The sequence below is a fragment of the Ruminococcus flavefaciens genome (assembly GCF_900116855.1).
Lineage (GTDB): Bacteria > Bacillota > Clostridia > Oscillospirales > Ruminococcaceae > Ruminococcus > Ruminococcus flavefaciens_R.
In genome coordinates, this window is the sequence record NZ_UETD01000016.1 from 28825 (window position 1) to 46095 (window position 17271).

Annotated in this window: 15 protein-coding genes; 10 read left to right on the plus strand and 5 right to left on the minus strand. The window is 50.8% G+C overall.

Annotated elements, in window-relative coordinates; all coding sequences use genetic code 11:
- The first annotated feature begins 6 nt into the window (after positions 1–6).
- Positions 7–1482 carry a stage IV sporulation protein A gene (gene spoIVA, locus DSZ37_RS15625; protein WP_109727797.1) on the plus strand — a complete coding sequence of 492 codons (1476 nt, stop codon included), beginning with the start codon at positions 7–9 and terminating at the stop codon, positions 1480–1482.
- Positions 1483–1575: 93 nt separating this feature from the next.
- Here spoIVA and DSZ37_RS15630 read toward each other — a convergent pair whose 3' ends face one another.
- Together DSZ37_RS15630 and DSZ37_RS15635 are read right to left on the minus strand one after the other, a co-directional pair.
- Positions 1576–1761: a hypothetical protein gene (locus tag DSZ37_RS15630; RefSeq protein ID WP_109727798.1), complete on the minus strand. Its 186-nt coding sequence runs from the start codon at positions 1759–1761 to the stop codon at positions 1576–1578.
- 12 nt (positions 1762–1773) lie between these two features.
- Positions 1774–2007 carry a hypothetical protein gene (locus DSZ37_RS15635; protein WP_109727799.1) on the minus strand — a complete coding sequence of 78 codons (234 nt, stop codon included), beginning with the start codon at positions 2005–2007 and terminating at the stop codon, positions 1774–1776.
- Between the two features lie 146 nt (positions 2008–2153).
- On the opposite strand from DSZ37_RS15635, the gene DSZ37_RS15640 reads away from it, so the two are divergent.
- Positions 2154–2381 (plus strand): helix-turn-helix domain-containing protein, encoded by a 228-nt coding sequence (locus tag DSZ37_RS15640; RefSeq protein WP_109727800.1) that lies wholly within the window; start codon positions 2154–2156, stop codon positions 2379–2381.
- A gap of 186 nt (positions 2382–2567) precedes the next feature.
- On the opposite strand, the gene DSZ37_RS15645 is transcribed toward DSZ37_RS15640, so the two are convergent.
- Positions 2568–5588: a CotH kinase family protein gene (locus tag DSZ37_RS15645; protein WP_181380340.1), complete on the minus strand. Its 3021-nt coding sequence runs from the start codon at positions 5586–5588 to the stop codon at positions 2568–2570.
- 504 nt (positions 5589–6092) lie between these two features.
- Between DSZ37_RS15645 and DSZ37_RS15650 the strand changes: the two genes are divergently transcribed.
- The 7 genes from DSZ37_RS15650 to DSZ37_RS15680 all read left to right on the plus strand — a co-directional run bounded on the left by DSZ37_RS15650 (position 6093) and on the right by DSZ37_RS15680 (position 13524).
- The gene (locus tag DSZ37_RS15650; protein ID WP_109727802.1) at positions 6093–6707 is read left to right on the plus strand and encodes a signal peptidase I; all 615 of its coding nucleotides are present in this window, start codon (positions 6093–6095) and stop codon (positions 6705–6707) included.
- Between the two features lie 31 nt (positions 6708–6738).
- Positions 6739–7911, plus strand: coding sequence for a BsaA family SipW-dependent biofilm matrix protein (locus DSZ37_RS15655; RefSeq protein ID WP_109727803.1), 1173 nt, complete (start codon positions 6739–6741; stop codon positions 7909–7911).
- Between the two features lie 46 nt (positions 7912–7957).
- Entirely contained in the window at positions 7958–8719 is a 762-nt protein-coding gene (locus tag DSZ37_RS15660; RefSeq protein ID WP_109727804.1) for a hypothetical protein, read from the plus strand.
- Entirely contained in the window at positions 8716–9510 is a 795-nt protein-coding gene (locus tag DSZ37_RS15665; RefSeq protein ID WP_109727805.1) for a class B sortase, read from the plus strand. The genes DSZ37_RS15660 and DSZ37_RS15665 overlap by 4 nt, the downstream gene beginning before the upstream one ends.
- Positions 9511–9573: 63 nt before the next feature.
- Positions 9574–10128, plus strand: coding sequence for an RNA polymerase sigma factor (locus DSZ37_RS15670; RefSeq protein ID WP_109727806.1), 555 nt, complete (start codon positions 9574–9576; stop codon positions 10126–10128).
- Positions 10115–11299 (plus strand): hypothetical protein, encoded by a 1185-nt coding sequence (locus DSZ37_RS15675; RefSeq protein ID WP_109727807.1) that lies wholly within the window; start codon positions 10115–10117, stop codon positions 11297–11299. Before DSZ37_RS15670 ends, DSZ37_RS15675 begins: the two co-directional genes overlap by 14 nt.
- A gap of 176 nt (positions 11300–11475) precedes the next feature.
- Positions 11476–13524, plus strand: coding sequence for a carbohydrate binding domain-containing protein (locus DSZ37_RS15680; RefSeq protein ID WP_109727808.1), 2049 nt, complete (start codon positions 11476–11478; stop codon positions 13522–13524).
- 303 nt (positions 13525–13827) lie between these two features.
- On the opposite strand, the gene DSZ37_RS15685 is transcribed toward DSZ37_RS15680, so the two are convergent.
- Positions 13828–14229, minus strand: a complete 402-nt coding sequence (locus DSZ37_RS15685; RefSeq protein WP_109727809.1) for a hypothetical protein — start codon at positions 14227–14229, stop codon at positions 13828–13830.
- A gap of 10 nt (positions 14230–14239) precedes the next feature.
- Entirely contained in the window at positions 14240–15742 is a 1503-nt protein-coding gene (locus DSZ37_RS15690) for a DNA methylase (protein WP_109727810.1), read from the minus strand.
- Between the two features lie 435 nt (positions 15743–16177).
- Between DSZ37_RS15690 and DSZ37_RS15695 the strand changes: the two genes are divergently transcribed.
- Positions 16178–17271: hypothetical protein (locus DSZ37_RS15695; RefSeq protein WP_181380341.1), on the plus strand; the 1094-nt coding region annotated here is incomplete at its 3' end.

The following is a 17271-nucleotide window of genomic DNA, read 5'->3' on the forward strand; positions in this document are numbered from 1 at the left end:
ATTTGTATGGCTAAAGATATATACAGCAATATCGCCGAGCGCACAGGCGGCGATATCTACATAGGCGTGGTGGGACCCGTCCGCACGGGCAAATCCACATTCATAAAACGGTTCATGGAGTCGCTGGTGATACCCAATATAAGCAGTGAATATATGCGTGAGAGAGCCCTCGACGAGCTTCCCCAGTCCGCCGCAGGCAAGACCATCATGACCACCGAGCCAAAGTTCATCCCCGAGGAGGCGGTGCGCATAGACCTCGGAGACGGCGCTGCATTCAATGTAAGGCTCATCGACTGCGTGGGCTATATCGTCCCCAGCTCTCTCGGCTACATCGAAAACGAGCAGCCCCGAATGGTCATGACCTCGTGGTTCGACGAGGAGATACCCTTCAATATGGCGGCAGAGATAGGCACCCAGAAGGTCATCACCGACCACTCCACCATCGGTCTTGTCATTACCACAGACGGCTCCGTGACGGATATCCCCCGTGAGGAGTACGCGGAGTGTGAGGAGAGGGTCATCCGCGAGCTCCGTGAGCTGGGAAAACCCTTCGTGGTAATACTCAATACCATTGACCCGAAGTCGGCGGAGTCAAAGGCTCTTGCAGCGCAGCTCACAGAGCGCTACGACGCCAAGGTCATACCCGTCAACTGTCTGGAGCTCAGCGAGGAGGATATCCGCGGGATAATACGGGAGATACTGTTCTCATTCCCCGTAAGGGAGATAAATATCCGCACCGCAAGATGGATAAACTCCCTCGAAAAGGGACACTGGCTCAGGTCGGAGATACTGGACTGCATAAGGTCTGCCGCCAAGGATATACGCCTTGTGCGCGAAGCTGAGGACGCTGCGGCAGCTATCGGAGAGTGCCCCAACGTGATGAAAGCAGAGGTCAGCAGCATTGACTTGGGAAAGGGCTCCGTCACCATCACCGCGGAGCTGGACAGCAGCCTTTTCTACAAGATACTGGGCGAGACCACAGGCATAGACATAGAGAGCGAGAGCGACCTGATGCCCCTGCTCACGGAGCTCAACGATATCCGCAGGAAGTACAAGCGCATAGAGCCTGCCCTTGCGGAGGTGGAGGCAACGGGCTACGGCATAGTAATGCCCGAGCTTGAGGAGATGTCCCTCGAGGAGCCCAAGATAATCCGTCAGGGCGGCAAGTACGGCGTCAAGCTCAAGGCGTCCGCCCCGTCCATACATCTCATGAAAGCCAATATCAACACCACCGTTAGTCCCATCGTAGGCACCGAGCGGCAGTCCGAGGAGCTGGTGATGTACCTGCTGGACGGCTTTGACGATGACCCCAAGAAGATATGGGAGAGCAATATCTTCGGCAAGTCCCTGCACGAGCTGGTCAATGAGGGGCTTCACAGTAAGCTTTTCAAGATGCCCGTGGACGCCCGTATGAAGCTTCAGGAGACTCTCGAAAGAGTCATAAACGAGGGCTGCTCGGGACTTATCTGCTTCATACTATGAAAAAAGAGTACCGCAAGGTACTCTTTTTTCAGCCGTCAGCCCATAGCTATTAGCCTTTAGCTTGTAGGGAACGCCGCATTGGCGTTCTGTTTATTATTTCTTTTTCTTATGTACAATCGTTTCGACAACAGTTTCAGTAGTAGGATACCTTGTCCAAGTAGTTTTCTTGTCACCTTTAATTAATGAGGCAACCTGTTTACCGGTTTTAGTGACTTCAGCAGTGAATTTATCTCCGGGATCGGATAGTAAATTGCCACGCTTAAAAAGTGAAAACTTCATTTTACTCCCCCTTTAACTGTTAAGTGCATCTTCCAATTCTTCCTCGGAATAGCCAAACATATAATCCTCGTCTTTTCCGTTTGAAGCCCAGATATCAGCTGCTTCATAAACGCTAATGCCCTCATCATCATCGTACAAATCAGAACAATATTCGCAATAATAGCTTTCTCCGTCCCAATTTCCAAAACAATCCAGTTTCCGATGAAGTCGACGTCCGCAATCAGGACACATATTATATCTGCTCATAGTTTTCCCCCTTAAATATTTCATGTGTTATATAATTGTTCTTTGCGCCTATATAGGTGCAATTTTATTATAACATACGGATATAATAAAATCAACAGTTTTGTGCTTATTCAAGTGCAGAAAAATCGGGAGAGGATTTGTTCATTATGAATAAAGAGGTGGAAAAGGCAGTAGGCGCCAACATCAGGCGGCTTCGTGAAAAAGCGGATATTACGCAGGAACAGCTCTCTGCACGCTTGCAGGTCAACGGCTGCGATATAACACGAAGCGCCCTTGCTAAAATAGAAGTGGGACAGCGCCATCTTTATCCCGATGAGATAATCCTGCTGAGAAAGCTGCTCGGTGTCAGCTATGATGATATATTTGATGTATAAAAAAGGAGACCTTACGGTCTCCTTTTTCAGTGAATAGTTATCAGTGCATAGCAGGGGCGCCCCTTATCACGCCGCCTTTGTCACACGCGGCACCGCCCTGTGTTATATATCAGCTGCGAAAAAATCCCCCGAAGCAGCCCATCAGCCGCTTCGGGGTATGTTTATTATTCTCTTTTCACTTTTTTATCAGTCAAGTGTTTTTATCTTTCCAAGGAGGAACTCCTGTATCTTCAGAGCGTCATTTGAGGTAAGTCCCTCAGTTGCCTTGTCAACGTCTGCGTTGCGCTTGCCCTGTTCTGTGAGTGTATACTTATTGGGATTTGCAAGGCTCTGCATGATGAGGATAGCATCTGCCAGCTCAACGGTGCCGTCGCAGTTTGCGTCGCCAAGCTTTAACATACCCGTAGGAACAGCTGTGCTCGTTGTTGTCGTTGTTGTGGTGGTGGCAGTAGTGGTAGTTGTTGTGGTAGTCACAGGCTGAGCTGCACCTGCTGTATATACAGCCTTGATGGTAACGCCCTCGCTTACGGGAACTGTTATCTCGGCGGAACGTGTATCATCAACATTTGCGCCTGTTACCTCCCAGTGATCGAAGGTATAGCCTTCCTTTGCCACTGCCTTTACAGTTACGGGATAGTCAGTGAAGTACTTTCCGCTCCATGTGCTGAGAGAATCGTCAAGGTTGATGGTGTTGAACTTTACCGAACCCTTTGAGCCGTCGTTATTTACGGTAACTGTTGCAAGGTCGCCCTGAAGTGACATATAGTTCTTCATCTGGCTTGTAACGTTGCCGAATCTGGTGTTGTAGAAGGTCTCGAGGAGCTGATAATCCTGATCGAAGGTCTGTGCATTGTGGATGTTCTTCGATGAGGGGAAACGTGCATAGGTATCAACTATCTGCTGCTTGAAGCCCTTGTAGTAGTTGATAGCAGCTGTGGTCTTCTTGGTATCAAAGTTATAGTTTGCAAGGTCCATGAATGTCAGCTCGAACTGCTTCTTGAACTCTGCATTCTTCATCAGTGAGGTAAATGAGCCGCTGAGTCCGCCGCCTCCCATTCCGAAGGCGAAGCCTCCGCCTCCGCCGAACTGGCTGAAGCTATTATAGGTAGGACCTGTCTCATTGACCTTGTCTGCAAGGTTGGCGCTGTACTCGGTATCAAAGAGCACCATACGCCACTTGCCGTCTGCATAGGGATTTTCGGGGTCGACTGTTTTTGCGCGCCATGCAGCAGTATTGTTGCCGGGCCAGTCGTGGTTAGCCCAGTATATCTGAGCTGCGAAATAGTCTATATAGCTCTGGATATCCAGTTTCTCGCAGAACTGCTTGTATGTAGCCTCGTTGGTCATATCGGCGCTCGATATCTGGTTGAGCAGGTTGTTCCAGTCGCTGAGGTCTGAATCGGTGCCCTCCTCCAGATTGCCGTTCTTTACGAAGGCAACATCGTTCTTCTTCACGCCATAGTGTGACTTGAAGTAGTCGGAGTTATACTTCTCCGTGAGCTGATAGATGCCCCAGAACTCGCCGTCGATAAAGAGTATGCACTCGCTTGTAGCCTGAGTTGCCATATTGTTTCTGTCGGATACGAGAGCCTGATTCACGGAGTCACGGAAATAGCCTGCCATGTTGTCGTTTCCGCCGTTTCTTATGGTGAAGCCGTCAAACTTGTCTATTACCTTGCCGTTCTTCTCCTTGGTGGACTTGCCCTCAAAGAGGTCGTACTCCACCTCGCTCTTGCCGTAATCCATACGGGCGAAGACATTGAAGCTCTTCTGTGCCCATGCACGGGATGCAGCACCCTTTGTCCTGATGCCCACGTTCTGGGAAACTACGCTCTGACCGTTCTCGAATATCTCAATATTTGCGGGACGCTCCCACTCGGGACCCTTCTGGTTGTAGTTAGCCTGTGACATGAATGCGAAATCTCCCATTCCGCCTCCGCCCCAGCCGCCACCGCCGAAGCCGCCGCCTCCCATATCGAAGCCGCCCCAGCCGCCTTGCTGCTGACCGTCTTCATCTGCCATAGCCACGGGATCGCCTGCGCCGCCGAAGTTAAAGTTGCCCCAGCCCTGCTGCTGACCCTGATTGGGGTCCTGCTGACCCCATGCACCGGGGTTCCAGCCCTGACCGGGGTCCTGCTGTCCCGGGATCTGCTGTCCGGGATTCTGCTGTCCGGGGTCCTGCTGACCGCCCCATCCGGGCATTGTCCAGCCGCCTCCGCCGTTCTGTTCGTCGTATACCTTACCCTTTACATAGATGCCTTTCTCATAGTCGAAAAGGTTATCGGGGTCTGTAACGAGAGAGATGACCTTCATATTCTTATACTTGTCAACATTTGTTGAGCCGATGAAGTATGTCTTTGTGATGATATCGCTGGTGCGTCCCTGAGCGTCAACTGCCGTAGCGCGTACTACTGCTGCCTTGAGAACTCCCTCCTCGGGGGCGAGGATATCCGTATATGCTGTGATATCTGTTCTTGCGCTGAGCTTGTTGGGCTCGCTGGTCATATCCTTGACGCTGATGGGACCTGTGTACCTCTCTGATGAGGATGTGGGGTCGCTGCCGTCAAGTGTGTAGTAAACTGTTGTTCCCTCGGGAACGTCGATAGAAAGTGAGAAACCGCTGTTATAGAAGCCGCTCTCTGCCGAGAAGGAAGGTGTCCTTACTGCGTTTGAGCCCTCGGGAGCTCTGTTTGCTTCTCCGGGAGTAGTTGCCAGAACGAAGTACTCTCCGCTGCCGTCGGGATACTGTCCGTAGGATGTATCCTTAGCCATATCTCCGAAGGTCACCTGTGAAGCCACGCTGCCCGAAGCGTCTGTGAGAGTGAGCACCTCGCCGCTGGTGGAAAGACCGAAAGGAGCTATGCTGCTGTTGGTCTCGCCTGCTGTTCCGTCGCAGAAGAATATCTTTCTCTCACCTGCCTGAAGCACCGTACCCGAGGGTATAGTGAAGCGGTAGGGAGTGTCCTCCTTGTCGGTTATGCCCCAGCCGCTTATATCAACCGCGCTTCCCGAGCCGTTGTAGAGCTCGATCCAGTCGTATAAGCCGCCGTCGGGGGCAGGGTAGGTGCTGTTCTTGGGGCAGACCTCATTGATAGTGACTGCTCCTGCTGCCGCTGCCTTTGGTGCAGGGAGCATTCCTGCCGCACCGAGGAGAAGCGCAAGGCTCATGATGCCTGCAGCTGTTCTTTTGGCTGTACGTTTGATCATTTCATATCCCTCCATATGTGATCTTTCATGTTTTATCGAGTTTTTGCCCGTTTTACGTTCAAATCGTGTCTTAATGATAAATTTGCAAGCTTAAAATAGTCTTAAAGTAATCTTAAAAACTTGTCCTTGATTTTTTCACTTTAAGTTCACTTTTTGACTATATTCCGCACTTTCAGTATAACATTTTTCACAAAGGCAGTCAACCAAAACAGCAAAAACTGAACAAAATATCAAAATACAGCAAAAATTGACACCTGAAGTTAAGGAAATTACCATTTGTTCCACAAAAATCATCAAAAATTACCTTTTTCAGCTATTTAAACTCGTCCTGATACTGTTATTTTCTACAAAAATGGTGTGTTTTTTTCTCCACTGTGCAACTCGTTGAAATTTTCGTATAGCACTTGACTATATAATGATTATATGGTATTATATTATTACACTAAAGATAATAATTTTTCTTTAATAACAGTCATACTATATCATTCTCGGAAGGAGAGTGCTATGAGCGAAAAAGCGAATAATGTACCCGAACCAAGCTCGGGCTACAAGGTGTTCAGCTTTATCAAAAAGCTTTTTATATATCTGTTCGCCATAGGGGTGATCATCGCGGCTGTATTGTTCGCGGCAGACCACAGCCCGCAGAAGTCCTTCTTCGGATACAGATATTACACCGTACTGACTCCTTCTATGAGTCCTACCTATAAGACAGGCGATATGGTATTCGTCAAGCTCCAGAACGCTTCGGATATCAATGTCGGCGATGTCATAACCTTCAACCCGTCAAGCAGCTCAGATGCTTACCTCACCCACAGAGTCACCCAGAAACTGGAGAACTATGAGGGTTCGGGCGTTACCTGCTTCAAGACAAAGGGCGATGCAAATGACGTCGAGGACGCCATGCTGATAGATCAGGACAGAGTTATCGGAAGCGTGAAGTTCAGTATCCCCAAGCTGGGATATATCGTCCGCTTCGTGCAGCTGAGATGGTATTTCGTGGCAGCACTTGTGATCCTGCTGTGGATATTCTTCAGACTGCTCAATATGTATTTCGCTCCAAAAGGCGATAAACAGGACATAACTCCGCAAACTCCCGAGTCTGCGGAAAAGACGAAGTGAACATAAAAATTTTTTAAGAGAGGTGCAAGTTATGAAAAACACAAAGGATAATAAGAAGGATAAAAAAGTCCTGATAGGCGCGCTGGGGATCGCCGCTGTTATTGCAGCAGGCAGCACCTTTGCATGGTTCACTTCCAGTGATGAAGTAACTAACCGCCTGACGGCATCTGCCGACTACGGCGTTTCCATTACCGAAACATTTACTCCTCCCAACAATGACTGGCTTCCCGGTCAGACCATAAAGAAGGAAGTTTCGGCTGTCAACACAGGCAACGTTGACGCATTCGTAAGAATGGATCTCACACACGTTATCTCCGGCAAGGTCCTCGATCCCGCAGGTGTTGCCATCGCTGCAACAATTCCCGAAAATGCTGTAAAGATCGACACCAACAAGGCCAACTGGCGCGAGACCTATCAGACAGGCGAGCTGGTAGTCATCAAGGGCGAAGCTGCTGCCGAAGCAAACGCTACCGCTCTCGGATATGAGTTCAAGGACGGCGCTGTTCTGGTAGATTCCCATGTTTTCACTCCCACTGAAGACGGTCTCTATATCTTCCGCAGACAGATAGACGGTACGACCTACTCGTTCAGCGGTTACTACAAGAAGGGCACGGATTACTACAAGCTCAACAATGCAGTTCTTGACAACGGCGATTTTACCGTTGATATCCTCAATCTTCAGAATGTTGCCAACAGCGTTCCCACAGCCGAGCAGATCGCTGCTGTAAAGCTTGCAGCTTCCAAGAATCTCCCTGCTATCACCGAAGATAATACAACAGCTGTATATGACTCAGCAAACAACAAGATAGTTCTTACATACGGCGGCGCTGACGGAGATACCACAAGCACCGACGACAATATAATCATCAACATCAATCTCGCTGAGAACTTCGCCGACAACTGGACATACCTCAACGACTTCGCCGGCGACAGCAAGACCACTAACGGTCACTTCTACCTCAACAAGATACTTGCAGCAGGCGCTACAAGCGATAAGCTGGTCGCATCGGTAACTCTGGACGGTGCCGTAAAGAATCAGGCATTCACAGACCTTACCTATGACCTCACAGTAGGCCTCGACAGCGTTCAGATATCACCTGACGAGGAAAAGACAGCTGCAAGCTATGTTGTAGGCGTAAATTCCGCATGGGCTCCTGCAGAAGCTGCAAAGAGCGGCGACGCTATCACATGGACAAAGCAATAAAGATCGCGATCAAACAGCATAAGTCATAACAAAAGGAGGAAAGAGCATGAGAGTAAAAGCATTCATTGCTGCTCTGTGCAGCTCTTTCCTCCTTTTTTCCGTTCCTGCACAGACCTCGGCAGCTGTTCAGCTGCCTGACGGAGCCGTAAAGGGACTCCCCTCCGACCTGACCGCTATGGACTCAGACGGAAATGTGGTCAGCAGCAGCACGGGAGAGTATTTCTTCCACGTTGAGGATATGACCTATGGCGAGACCTATACCAAGGACGTCCAGCTCATGAATCTCCGCGAGGACAAGGCTTACCACATCTATTTCTATGTGGAGCCTGTCTCCAAAAACGGCGAGATAGACCTCGAGGAGGAAGTGGAATGCACCATGAGTCTCGACGGAGAGCAGTTCTTTGAGGGCAATGTCAACGGCAAGGGCAATATCGACCTCACTCAGGAGATTCAGGACCTCGGCTATTATCAGCCCGGCGACAGCCATACCCTCTCATGCAGCGTGGTATGGTCGGGACTCAGCGAGGATTCCAGCCATATCGACGAAGGCTCCCGCATAGTCACCGACAAGGGCATAACCATAGTCCGCGACAAGAACGGCGACCGCCATGTGGAGGGCGAGATAATCTTCAAGTGGATATTCTATGCCGCTGTGGACGAGGAATACGATCCCCCGAATACGGGATTTCTCTCCGCTAAGGACAGCTTCTGGACGATAAGCATCGCAGGCATGGCTGGACTGGTATTCCTTATGCTGCTCCTGCTGCTGATAAAGAAGCGCAGGAAACACTCAGAGGAACAACAATGAAAAAGGCATTTCTTATAGCAATAATACTGCTTCTCCTGTTTTCGGGAGCTTTTGCGGTATACCGGTATCGGCAGAAGATATATCTGCCCGAAAAACGTATATCCGAGGCTCGCGAAAAACAGGAGAAGCTTTTTGAGCAGGTGCGCCCCGATGTGGACAATATACCTGCCGTGAAGCCCATATCTCCCGATACTGAGGCGGCAACAGCGGAGAATGTCACAGCTCCTGCTACCTCCCCTGTTAAAGCTGTAAAGTCGGTCTGCTCAGACGCCGTGGGCTGGCTGTATGTCCCCGATACGGGACTGGATTACCCCATAGCTCAGGGCGATGACAACAGCTTCTACCTCAGCCACGGTCTCGACGGCGAATTCGACCCCTTCGGGCTCACCGTGCTGGACTATCGCTGCGAAGGAGACTTTTCAGGCTACAACTCGATAATCTACGCCCATAATTACGAAAATATGGCAATGTTCGCACCTGTGGGACTGTTCAGGGACAGCTCCTATATGGACAGTCACAGACAGGGCTGCATCATAACCGACAGGGGCAGGGAGGATATAGAGTTCTTTGCCTATCTCACAGTCCCCTCAGACTCCCCTGTTTACAACACGGTATTCATCACCGACAAGGAACGCAGAGATTACGCCGAGCTGCTGCTCCATACGGCAGCCTATCACAGCGATATCACTGCGGAGGAGCTGTCACAGAAAAGGCTCGTCCTCCTCTCCACCTGTACCTTTGAGTACGATAAGGCAAGAGGAGTCCTTGCAGGCTATTTTCTCTCTGACTGAGAGAAAAACGCCGCTCATACGTCTATATCATAGAGAGATACTATCCTAAGAAAGGAGGAGCTCATGGATAACGGTGCGGGAAGCTATCTTCGTTACCTCAGCGGTGACGATAACGGACTGACCGAGATCATACGGGACTATAACGACGGTCTCGTACTTTATCTCAACGGCATAACAGGAAATTTCTGTCTTGCCGAGGAGCTTGCTGAAGAAACATTCTTCAAGCTGGCTGTAAAAAAACCGAGATTTTCGGGAAAGAGCTCCTTCAAAACATGGCTCTATTCCATAGGCCGCAACGCCGCCATCGACGGTATGCGCAGGAAAAAGCACATTTCGGACAGGACTGTCGATGATCTCTATGACATCTCCGATGAGCGCAGTATCGAGCAGGACTACCTGCGCGAGGAACAAAAGATCTCTCTGCACAGAGCTATGGAGACTCTGAACTCAGACTACAGACAGGTGCTTTATCTCACCTTCTTTGAGGAACTGAGCAATTCTGAGGCTGCTGCTATCATGCGCAAAAGCAACCGACAGATAGAAAATCTCCTGTACCGAGCAAAGCTTGCGCTGAGATCAAAGCTTGAAAAGGAGGGCTTTGAGTATGAGAGACTATAACAAGATCGCAGATCGGGTTTTTCGGCGCAGAGATGAATACCTTGCAGAAAAGAAAAGAAAACGAGCCATATACATAAAAAGCGCTTCTGTTGCCCTGAGCTGCTGTATAATGATAATGCTGGGCATCGGTATCTGGAAGACCGATCTCCTCAGCAGGATAGCTCCCAAGGACGACGACTTCAGGATACCCGAAGCTGTGACTACTACTTCTGCTGCAACTACCGTGGAAACTATCGCAGAGACCACCTCTGCCCTGACTGCCGCATATGCGGACACGACGGCCACTGCCGCCGTCACTTCAAAGGATAGCGGCACCTCCGCAGCCACGGCGGCTTCTTCCGCCACGGCTTCCACTGTGAGCACAGCTCACACCACTGCCCCGATGACTCCCTCGGGAACCTCCGCTCCATCGCGGACAACCGCTTCGGGCACGGAGATGACCTCTCCTGCAAGGACTACACAGACTTACGAGCGCGAGTCCGAGGAGCCGTCTCCTCCCAACAGCCGCGTTACTTCATCCTCAACACGAAGAACAACTGTCACTACCATCAGGACCACCACCAAGACCACTTCCGCCACTACAAGACCCGTCATAACAACTTCAAAACACTTGTCCACCATGCCTGCGTCACAGTCCACTACCTCCGTCACAAAGGAAGCCGTAAGGACTTCAGCCGCAATGACGACCGCATTTGTAATATCAGGTTCAACAGCCGCCACGATCAACACTATGCCGCCTGTGGTTACGATGCCGGCAGGCAGCACGACCGCAGGTTCGGGCGATATACCGGTAGCACCTGTCAATCCCACTGTTCCCGCAGCCTTTACGCATTCTGATACATACTATGAGCTCACAGGCGAGACCGCCGACTTCAACAGGGTATCGGAGCTGATCGACTCCTTCTATGCCGAAAGCAACACAGGCGAAACGATATATGTCTACCTGTTCGTCTATGACGGATACTCTCCCGACGAGATATGTGCGGTACACATCGACAGCGTCAATGACTACTATCTCTGTACACCATCGGAGTATCCTCCTGATACACCCAAGCCGTCACCGAAAAGGTCTCCGAAAGAGTATGCCGCGGCATCAGGTCATCTGACAATGCCTGACAAAAAACAGACATTTCAAACTACAAAAACGCAGCCTACGAAGCTGACACAATAGTTCAAAAAAGCCCGTACTTTCCGCAATAATCGGTCAGTACGGGCAATTTTTGCAAGTTCTTCATTTTGTCCACCAAATATTTATTTTATAGGTTGTTATCAATTCATATTTTGTTTATAATAAACATATAGCAATAGAGAAGCTATAAGGGATATTATATATTTGGAGTGATAAAATTGAAAATTGTAAAAACTGCAAAAGCGGTAGTCTCTGCTGTTATCAGCGGACTTATCATTGCCGCTTCTGTTCCCGCAGCTCCCTGCTTTACGGCAGATGCTGCCTCATTATGTACTATCAATACTTCCAAGACATATCAGACCATCAGGGGCTTCGGCGGTATCAACCTCCCCGAATGGGTGGGCTCGGATATGTCGTCCGCTCAGGTGCAGAAGGCTTTCGGAAACGGCGATGACGAGCTTGGTCTCACCATTCTCCGTATCTACGTCAGCGACGACAGCAACTCATGGAGCAGAGCTGTCCCCACCGCACTGGCTGCACAGAAGCTGGGAGCTACCGTATTCGCCACACCTTGGAACCCTCCCGCCTCTATGAGAAACACCGTCAACGGCGGCGTTGCAGGCGGTAAGTATCAGCTCAGGAAGGACAAGTGGGCTGACTATGCAAAGCACCTCAACAGCTATGTTAAATTTATGGAGAGCAAGGGCGTCAACCTCTACTCGGTATCCGTCCAGAACGAGCCTGACTACGCTGCGGACTGGACCTACTGGAGCGCAAGCGACCTCGCCTCATTCATCGCACAGTACGGCAAGCAGGTAACATCGGGCACCAAGGCAAAGCTCATGTCTCCCGAGAGCTTCCAGTACCGCAAGGATATCTACAATGCTATCCTCAATAACTCTGCGGCTTACAACAACACCGACCTCTTCGGAACTCATTTCTACGGCACTCAGCGCAGTCAGATGGACTTCCCTGCCCTCGAAAACAGCGGCAAGGAGATCTGGATGACCGAGGTATACGTCCCCAACAGCGAGGCAAACTCCAACGAGCGCTGGCCCGAAGCCATAAAGGTATCCGAGAATATCCACAACGGTCTCGTTGTGGGCAACCTTAACGCCTATGTATGGTGGTATATCAGAAGAAACTACAGCCCCATGAACGAAAACGGCACCATAAGCAAGCGCGGCTACTGCATGGCGCAGTTCTCCAAGTTCGTGCGTCCCGGCGATGTCCGCGTTGACGCTACGGAGCAGCCTGCCACAAACGTTCTCGTTTCGGCTTACAAGAATAACAAAAATCAGGTGACCATCGTTGCCGTAAACAACAGCGACGAAGGCTACGCACAGCAGTTCTCAGTAGGAAAGAACATCTCCGATGTTGACCGCTGGAGGACCACAAGCAACGAAAATCTTGCAAAAACGGAAAACCTCGAATACAGCGGAGACTCCTTCTGGGCTCAGCTTCCTGCAAGAAGCGTCTCCACATTCGTAGTAACTCTTGAGGGCGGCAGTGGAAATGATCAGCCGAGTGAACCTGTTACCCCTCCCATAAATACAGACCCTGATGAGAACGGCTATTATTTCCACGACACCTTTGAGGGCGACACCTTCAGCTGGGAGGGTCACGGCGCAGCAGAGGCTACACTCAGCGGCCGTACCCCCTACAAGGACGCAGAGGCTCTCCTCTCACAGAACCGTGAGAAGGCTTGGAACGGTCTCCAGAAGTCCCTCAGCACCGATGTCTTCAAGCCCGGCAGCGAGTACAGCTTCAGCGTGTGCGCCGAGTACCTTGAGGGCAGCACCCCCACACAGGAATTTGTGCTCTCTTTGCAGTACGCAGACTCTGCGGGAGAGACCCAATTCGCCCACATCGCACAGGCAACTGCCCTGAAGGGTCAGTATGTGCAGCTGGCAAATACAAACTTCAAGATCCCTGAAGGAGCTTCAGACCTTCTGCTCTATGTTGAGACCACAGAGGGCACGGGCAACTTCTATATCGACGAGGCAATAGGCGCTGTTTCAGGCACAAAGGTCGACGGTCCCTCTCCCGTCACCTTTGTCCTCGGCGATATCAACTGCGACGGAAGCGTTGATTCATTCGACGTCATCGCAGCAAGAAGGGGGCTCATAAGCGGCACATTCAGCAGCAATATCGCTTCACTGGCTGCCGATGTGGATATGAGCGGCGAATACAATGTTACAGACACATTACTTATACAGCAGTATACCCTCGGCAAGATCACAGTCTTCCCCGATAACAGATCCTGACCGAAAAAATAAGCCGCTGATGCGGCAATACCTCTCAGTCAACAGACCCGCAGGCGGGGAGACTCTGCACTATACTCCCCCACCTGCTTTCGGGTTTGCTGTACCCGCCGTTTCCGACAGGATAGCTCGGGGCAGCGGGTATATACAGTATCACGCAGAGATCGTTGTGAACACTCTACAAAGACTATAGGCGGTCTTTGTGATATATTGTAAGTAATTCCTTTTTGCTATCCTTCCTTTTGTAAGAGGGCAGATCAGAACAGTCTTATCTCCGATTGGGCGGAGGTAGGGCTGTTGCTCTTTTTACAGGACTATGCCCACTATATCGTCAAGAGGTATCCTCAGACCGCCGCAGAACACCATCTGCCGCGTGGCTTCCTCTATGAAGCGGACATTGCCCGAAACTGTTATGTACTCACCGCCTGCCTTGTGCTTGTCGGGGACGAAATAAGTCACTTCGCAGAACGGCTCAGAGGCGATACGCGCCCCTATGAGCTGTATTTTTTTGTTCAGCTCAGCCGCGTCGTCGTCGCAGAGCTCCGCCCTGCTGTCGGTGCGGCGAGCCGACTCCCTGACTGCCTCGTCATATCCCGTAAGAGCTGCAAATGGCGCAAACTGCGCCGCACGGTTACGGCGCGACATCTGTGGTCTGGTCTGTGAAACATGGTGGGGCAGACCGATTATATCGTTATAGCTGTCTGACATATCATCCCTCCTATGCCCTGTGTCCGCCTATCTGCTGATTGCGCAAACGGGCAGTGGCTCCGTCGCGGAAATTTGCTCCGCGGAGCAGAGCGTTCTTGCCGTAGCGTTCCTTTATATCAAGCATTGCCAGCTGGAGCGACCTCTCACGCCGCAGCTCACGCTCCTCCGCATCTCTGCGGCGCTGATCCTCCTCGGGATCGGTGAAGAAGTCAAGCTGACGGAACTCCTCCTGCACTGACTCCGCAGGCACCACCCTGTTGGCACATATGGTTATCCTGCGTACCCAGAGTATGCCGTCGGTGATACGGTCGAAAAGCTCCACAGCCGCCTCGGTTATGACCTTTGAGGAGGACACGGGAGCAGTGAGATTTATGGTACCGTGGGAGTGTACGGGCACAGCCCTGCCGTAGTGATCAAGAGTGACTTTGCCCTCATAGCTTCGCATTACGTCCTCTCTCCGCAGGTTGTTGACGTCGTAGCCTATGGTAAGGGTGAGCTGATCCGTCACCAGCCCCTTTCCCACCAGGTCAAGGGACAGCAGGTCAGCCATTTCCCACGTTATAAGACGGGCAGTATCATTCTCCGTAGCCTCCTGAAGCACCTGTCCCGAGCTGATACTGTTGCTCTCGGGGCGATAGCTCCTGATATCGGCAATGGTGGTGGGCTCCCAGCCCCATGCATGGTCAATGAGGAGCTCCGCATTGACGCCGAACATCTTGTACAGAGCCTTCTCTCCGAACTCAGAGGTGGACATACGGGCGATATCCCCCATAGTGAATATGCCGCTGTGCTCGAGGCGGCTTGCATATCCCCTGCCAACGCGCCAGAAATCCGTAAGGGGACGGTGGTCCCACATAAGTCTGCGATAGGACATCTCGTCAAGCTCTGCTATACGGACGCCGTCCTTGTCCGCAGGCATTTTCTTTGCCACTATATCCATGGCTATCTTGCAGAGGTACATATTGGTGCCTATGCCAGCCGTAGCGGTTATGCCCGTGGTCTTCAGAACGTCCCTGACCATAGCCATGGTCAGCTCATGGGCGGTCATGCCGTAGGTCCTTAGGTAAGCCGTGGCATCGATGAACACCTCATCTATTGAGTAGACATGGATATCCTCGGGAGCGACGTACTTTAAGTATATCTGATATATTTTTGTGCTGTAAGCGATGTAGTGTGCCATACGGGGCGGTGCCACGATGTAGGACAGCTCCAGCGACGGGTCCTTAGCAAGCTCCGAAGCCAGATGGGACTGTCCCGTGAAGCGCCTGCGGGGCGCTCTGTAACGTCTCGCGGCGTTGACGTCAGCCACCTTTGCCACCACCTCGAAAAGCCGGGGCCTGCCCGGGATGCCGCAGGCTTTCAGTGACGGCGACACCGCAAGGCATATGGTCTTGTCGGTGCGGCTCTTGTCCGCAACCACAAGGTTTGTATCGAGGGGGTCAAGCCCCCGTTCCACGCACTCCACCGAAGCGTAAAAGGACTTCAGGTCGATAGCTATATAAGTTTTTTCCATGCCGCACCTCCTTATCGAACATCTGTTCTTTTTATATTATAAACCTTATTTCTCTCCTTGTCAAGAGCTTTCAAAAAAGAAAATATGTTTTCTTTTTGTTATCCGTACTGTATTATTGCCGAGATAAAGGGTAATTCCAACTGCTCACAGCGTTATCCTCAAAATTATCGTGCTGTGATTGGTCGATTTCTACAAAAATAAACGTTTTTGCGCTTCCAATAAGTTGCATAAGATTATATTGACACTTTCACCAAAAAATGGTATAATTTTAATATGGGGCTGTCGCGGTAAAAAGCACATATATCCGCGATATTACGCACAAAACTTACATTACAGAATTGACAAGACCCGCTTTTTCCAAGCGTATACCTTCAAAAAGATATTACAAGGTGTAAAAAGTCCTTACTTTACTTTTTAAGGGAGATGTGTAACCACATGAATCAGGATTCAATTTCATTTGATCTCGGTTGCAATTTTGATTACAAGCTCTTCGATTTCGTAGACCAGTATGACAAAAAGCACGCGATCACCAGCTTCTTCGGAAAGCTGAAACGTGACGGACTCCCCGGAGGCCGTACCGCTTCTATCATTCCTGACTTTACACTGGATCAGCTCGCTGACTATGTAAATGAATGTAAGAAGCGCGACATCACTTTCAACTACCTGATAAATCCTCTGTCAATGGATCAGAATGAGATCGACCCCGTTGTCGGCAAGCAGATCCGTGACTTTATCCACCAGATGTACGATATGGGTATCAGAGCTTTCACTCTCAATTCCCCTATCCTCATCAAGTATGTAAAGAGAGAGTTCAAGGACGTTTTCGTTACTCTCGGTCTTTACGCTTACCCCACAACTATCCAGCACATCGAGTACTGGCGCAACTGGGGCGTTGACGAGATCACTCTCGACCACGGCTTCAACAGAAGATTTGATCTGCTCAGAAAGCTCCTTACTCAGTATAAGGACACCGATCTTCATCTCCGTGTCATCGCTAACAACCTCTGCCTGAGAGAATGTCCTTTCAGACTGGCTCACGGATGCTTCGTAGGTCACTCAGACCCTGAGAGGTTCTCCATGGACTATTCACTGGTAAACTGTGCATACAAGAAGGTAACTCACCCCGCAGCTATCCTCACAGCAGAGTTCATCCGTCCCGAGGACGTTCACTACTACAGAGAGCTGGCTGAGGAGACAGGCAACAAGCACTTCTCCATCAAGCTCATCGACAGAACAAGAACAACAGACTTCCTCCACAAGGTCGTAAAGGGCTACATGGAAGAATCTTATGACGGAAACCTCCTCGATATCGTAAACTGGCCGCAGGCTAAGACAATAGCTACAAGACCCGACGAAAAGGATCCCATGGCACAGGGCGCAGCTCCCACAGGTGCTCCTGTTGGTGCTCCCGAGGGTGCTCCTGCAGCAGGCGGTGCTCCCGCAGCAGAGAATGCAGGCGGACCTCCCCCTTGGGCAACAGGTGCTGGCGGACCTCCTCCTTGGGCAACAGGTGCAGGCGGACCTCCCCC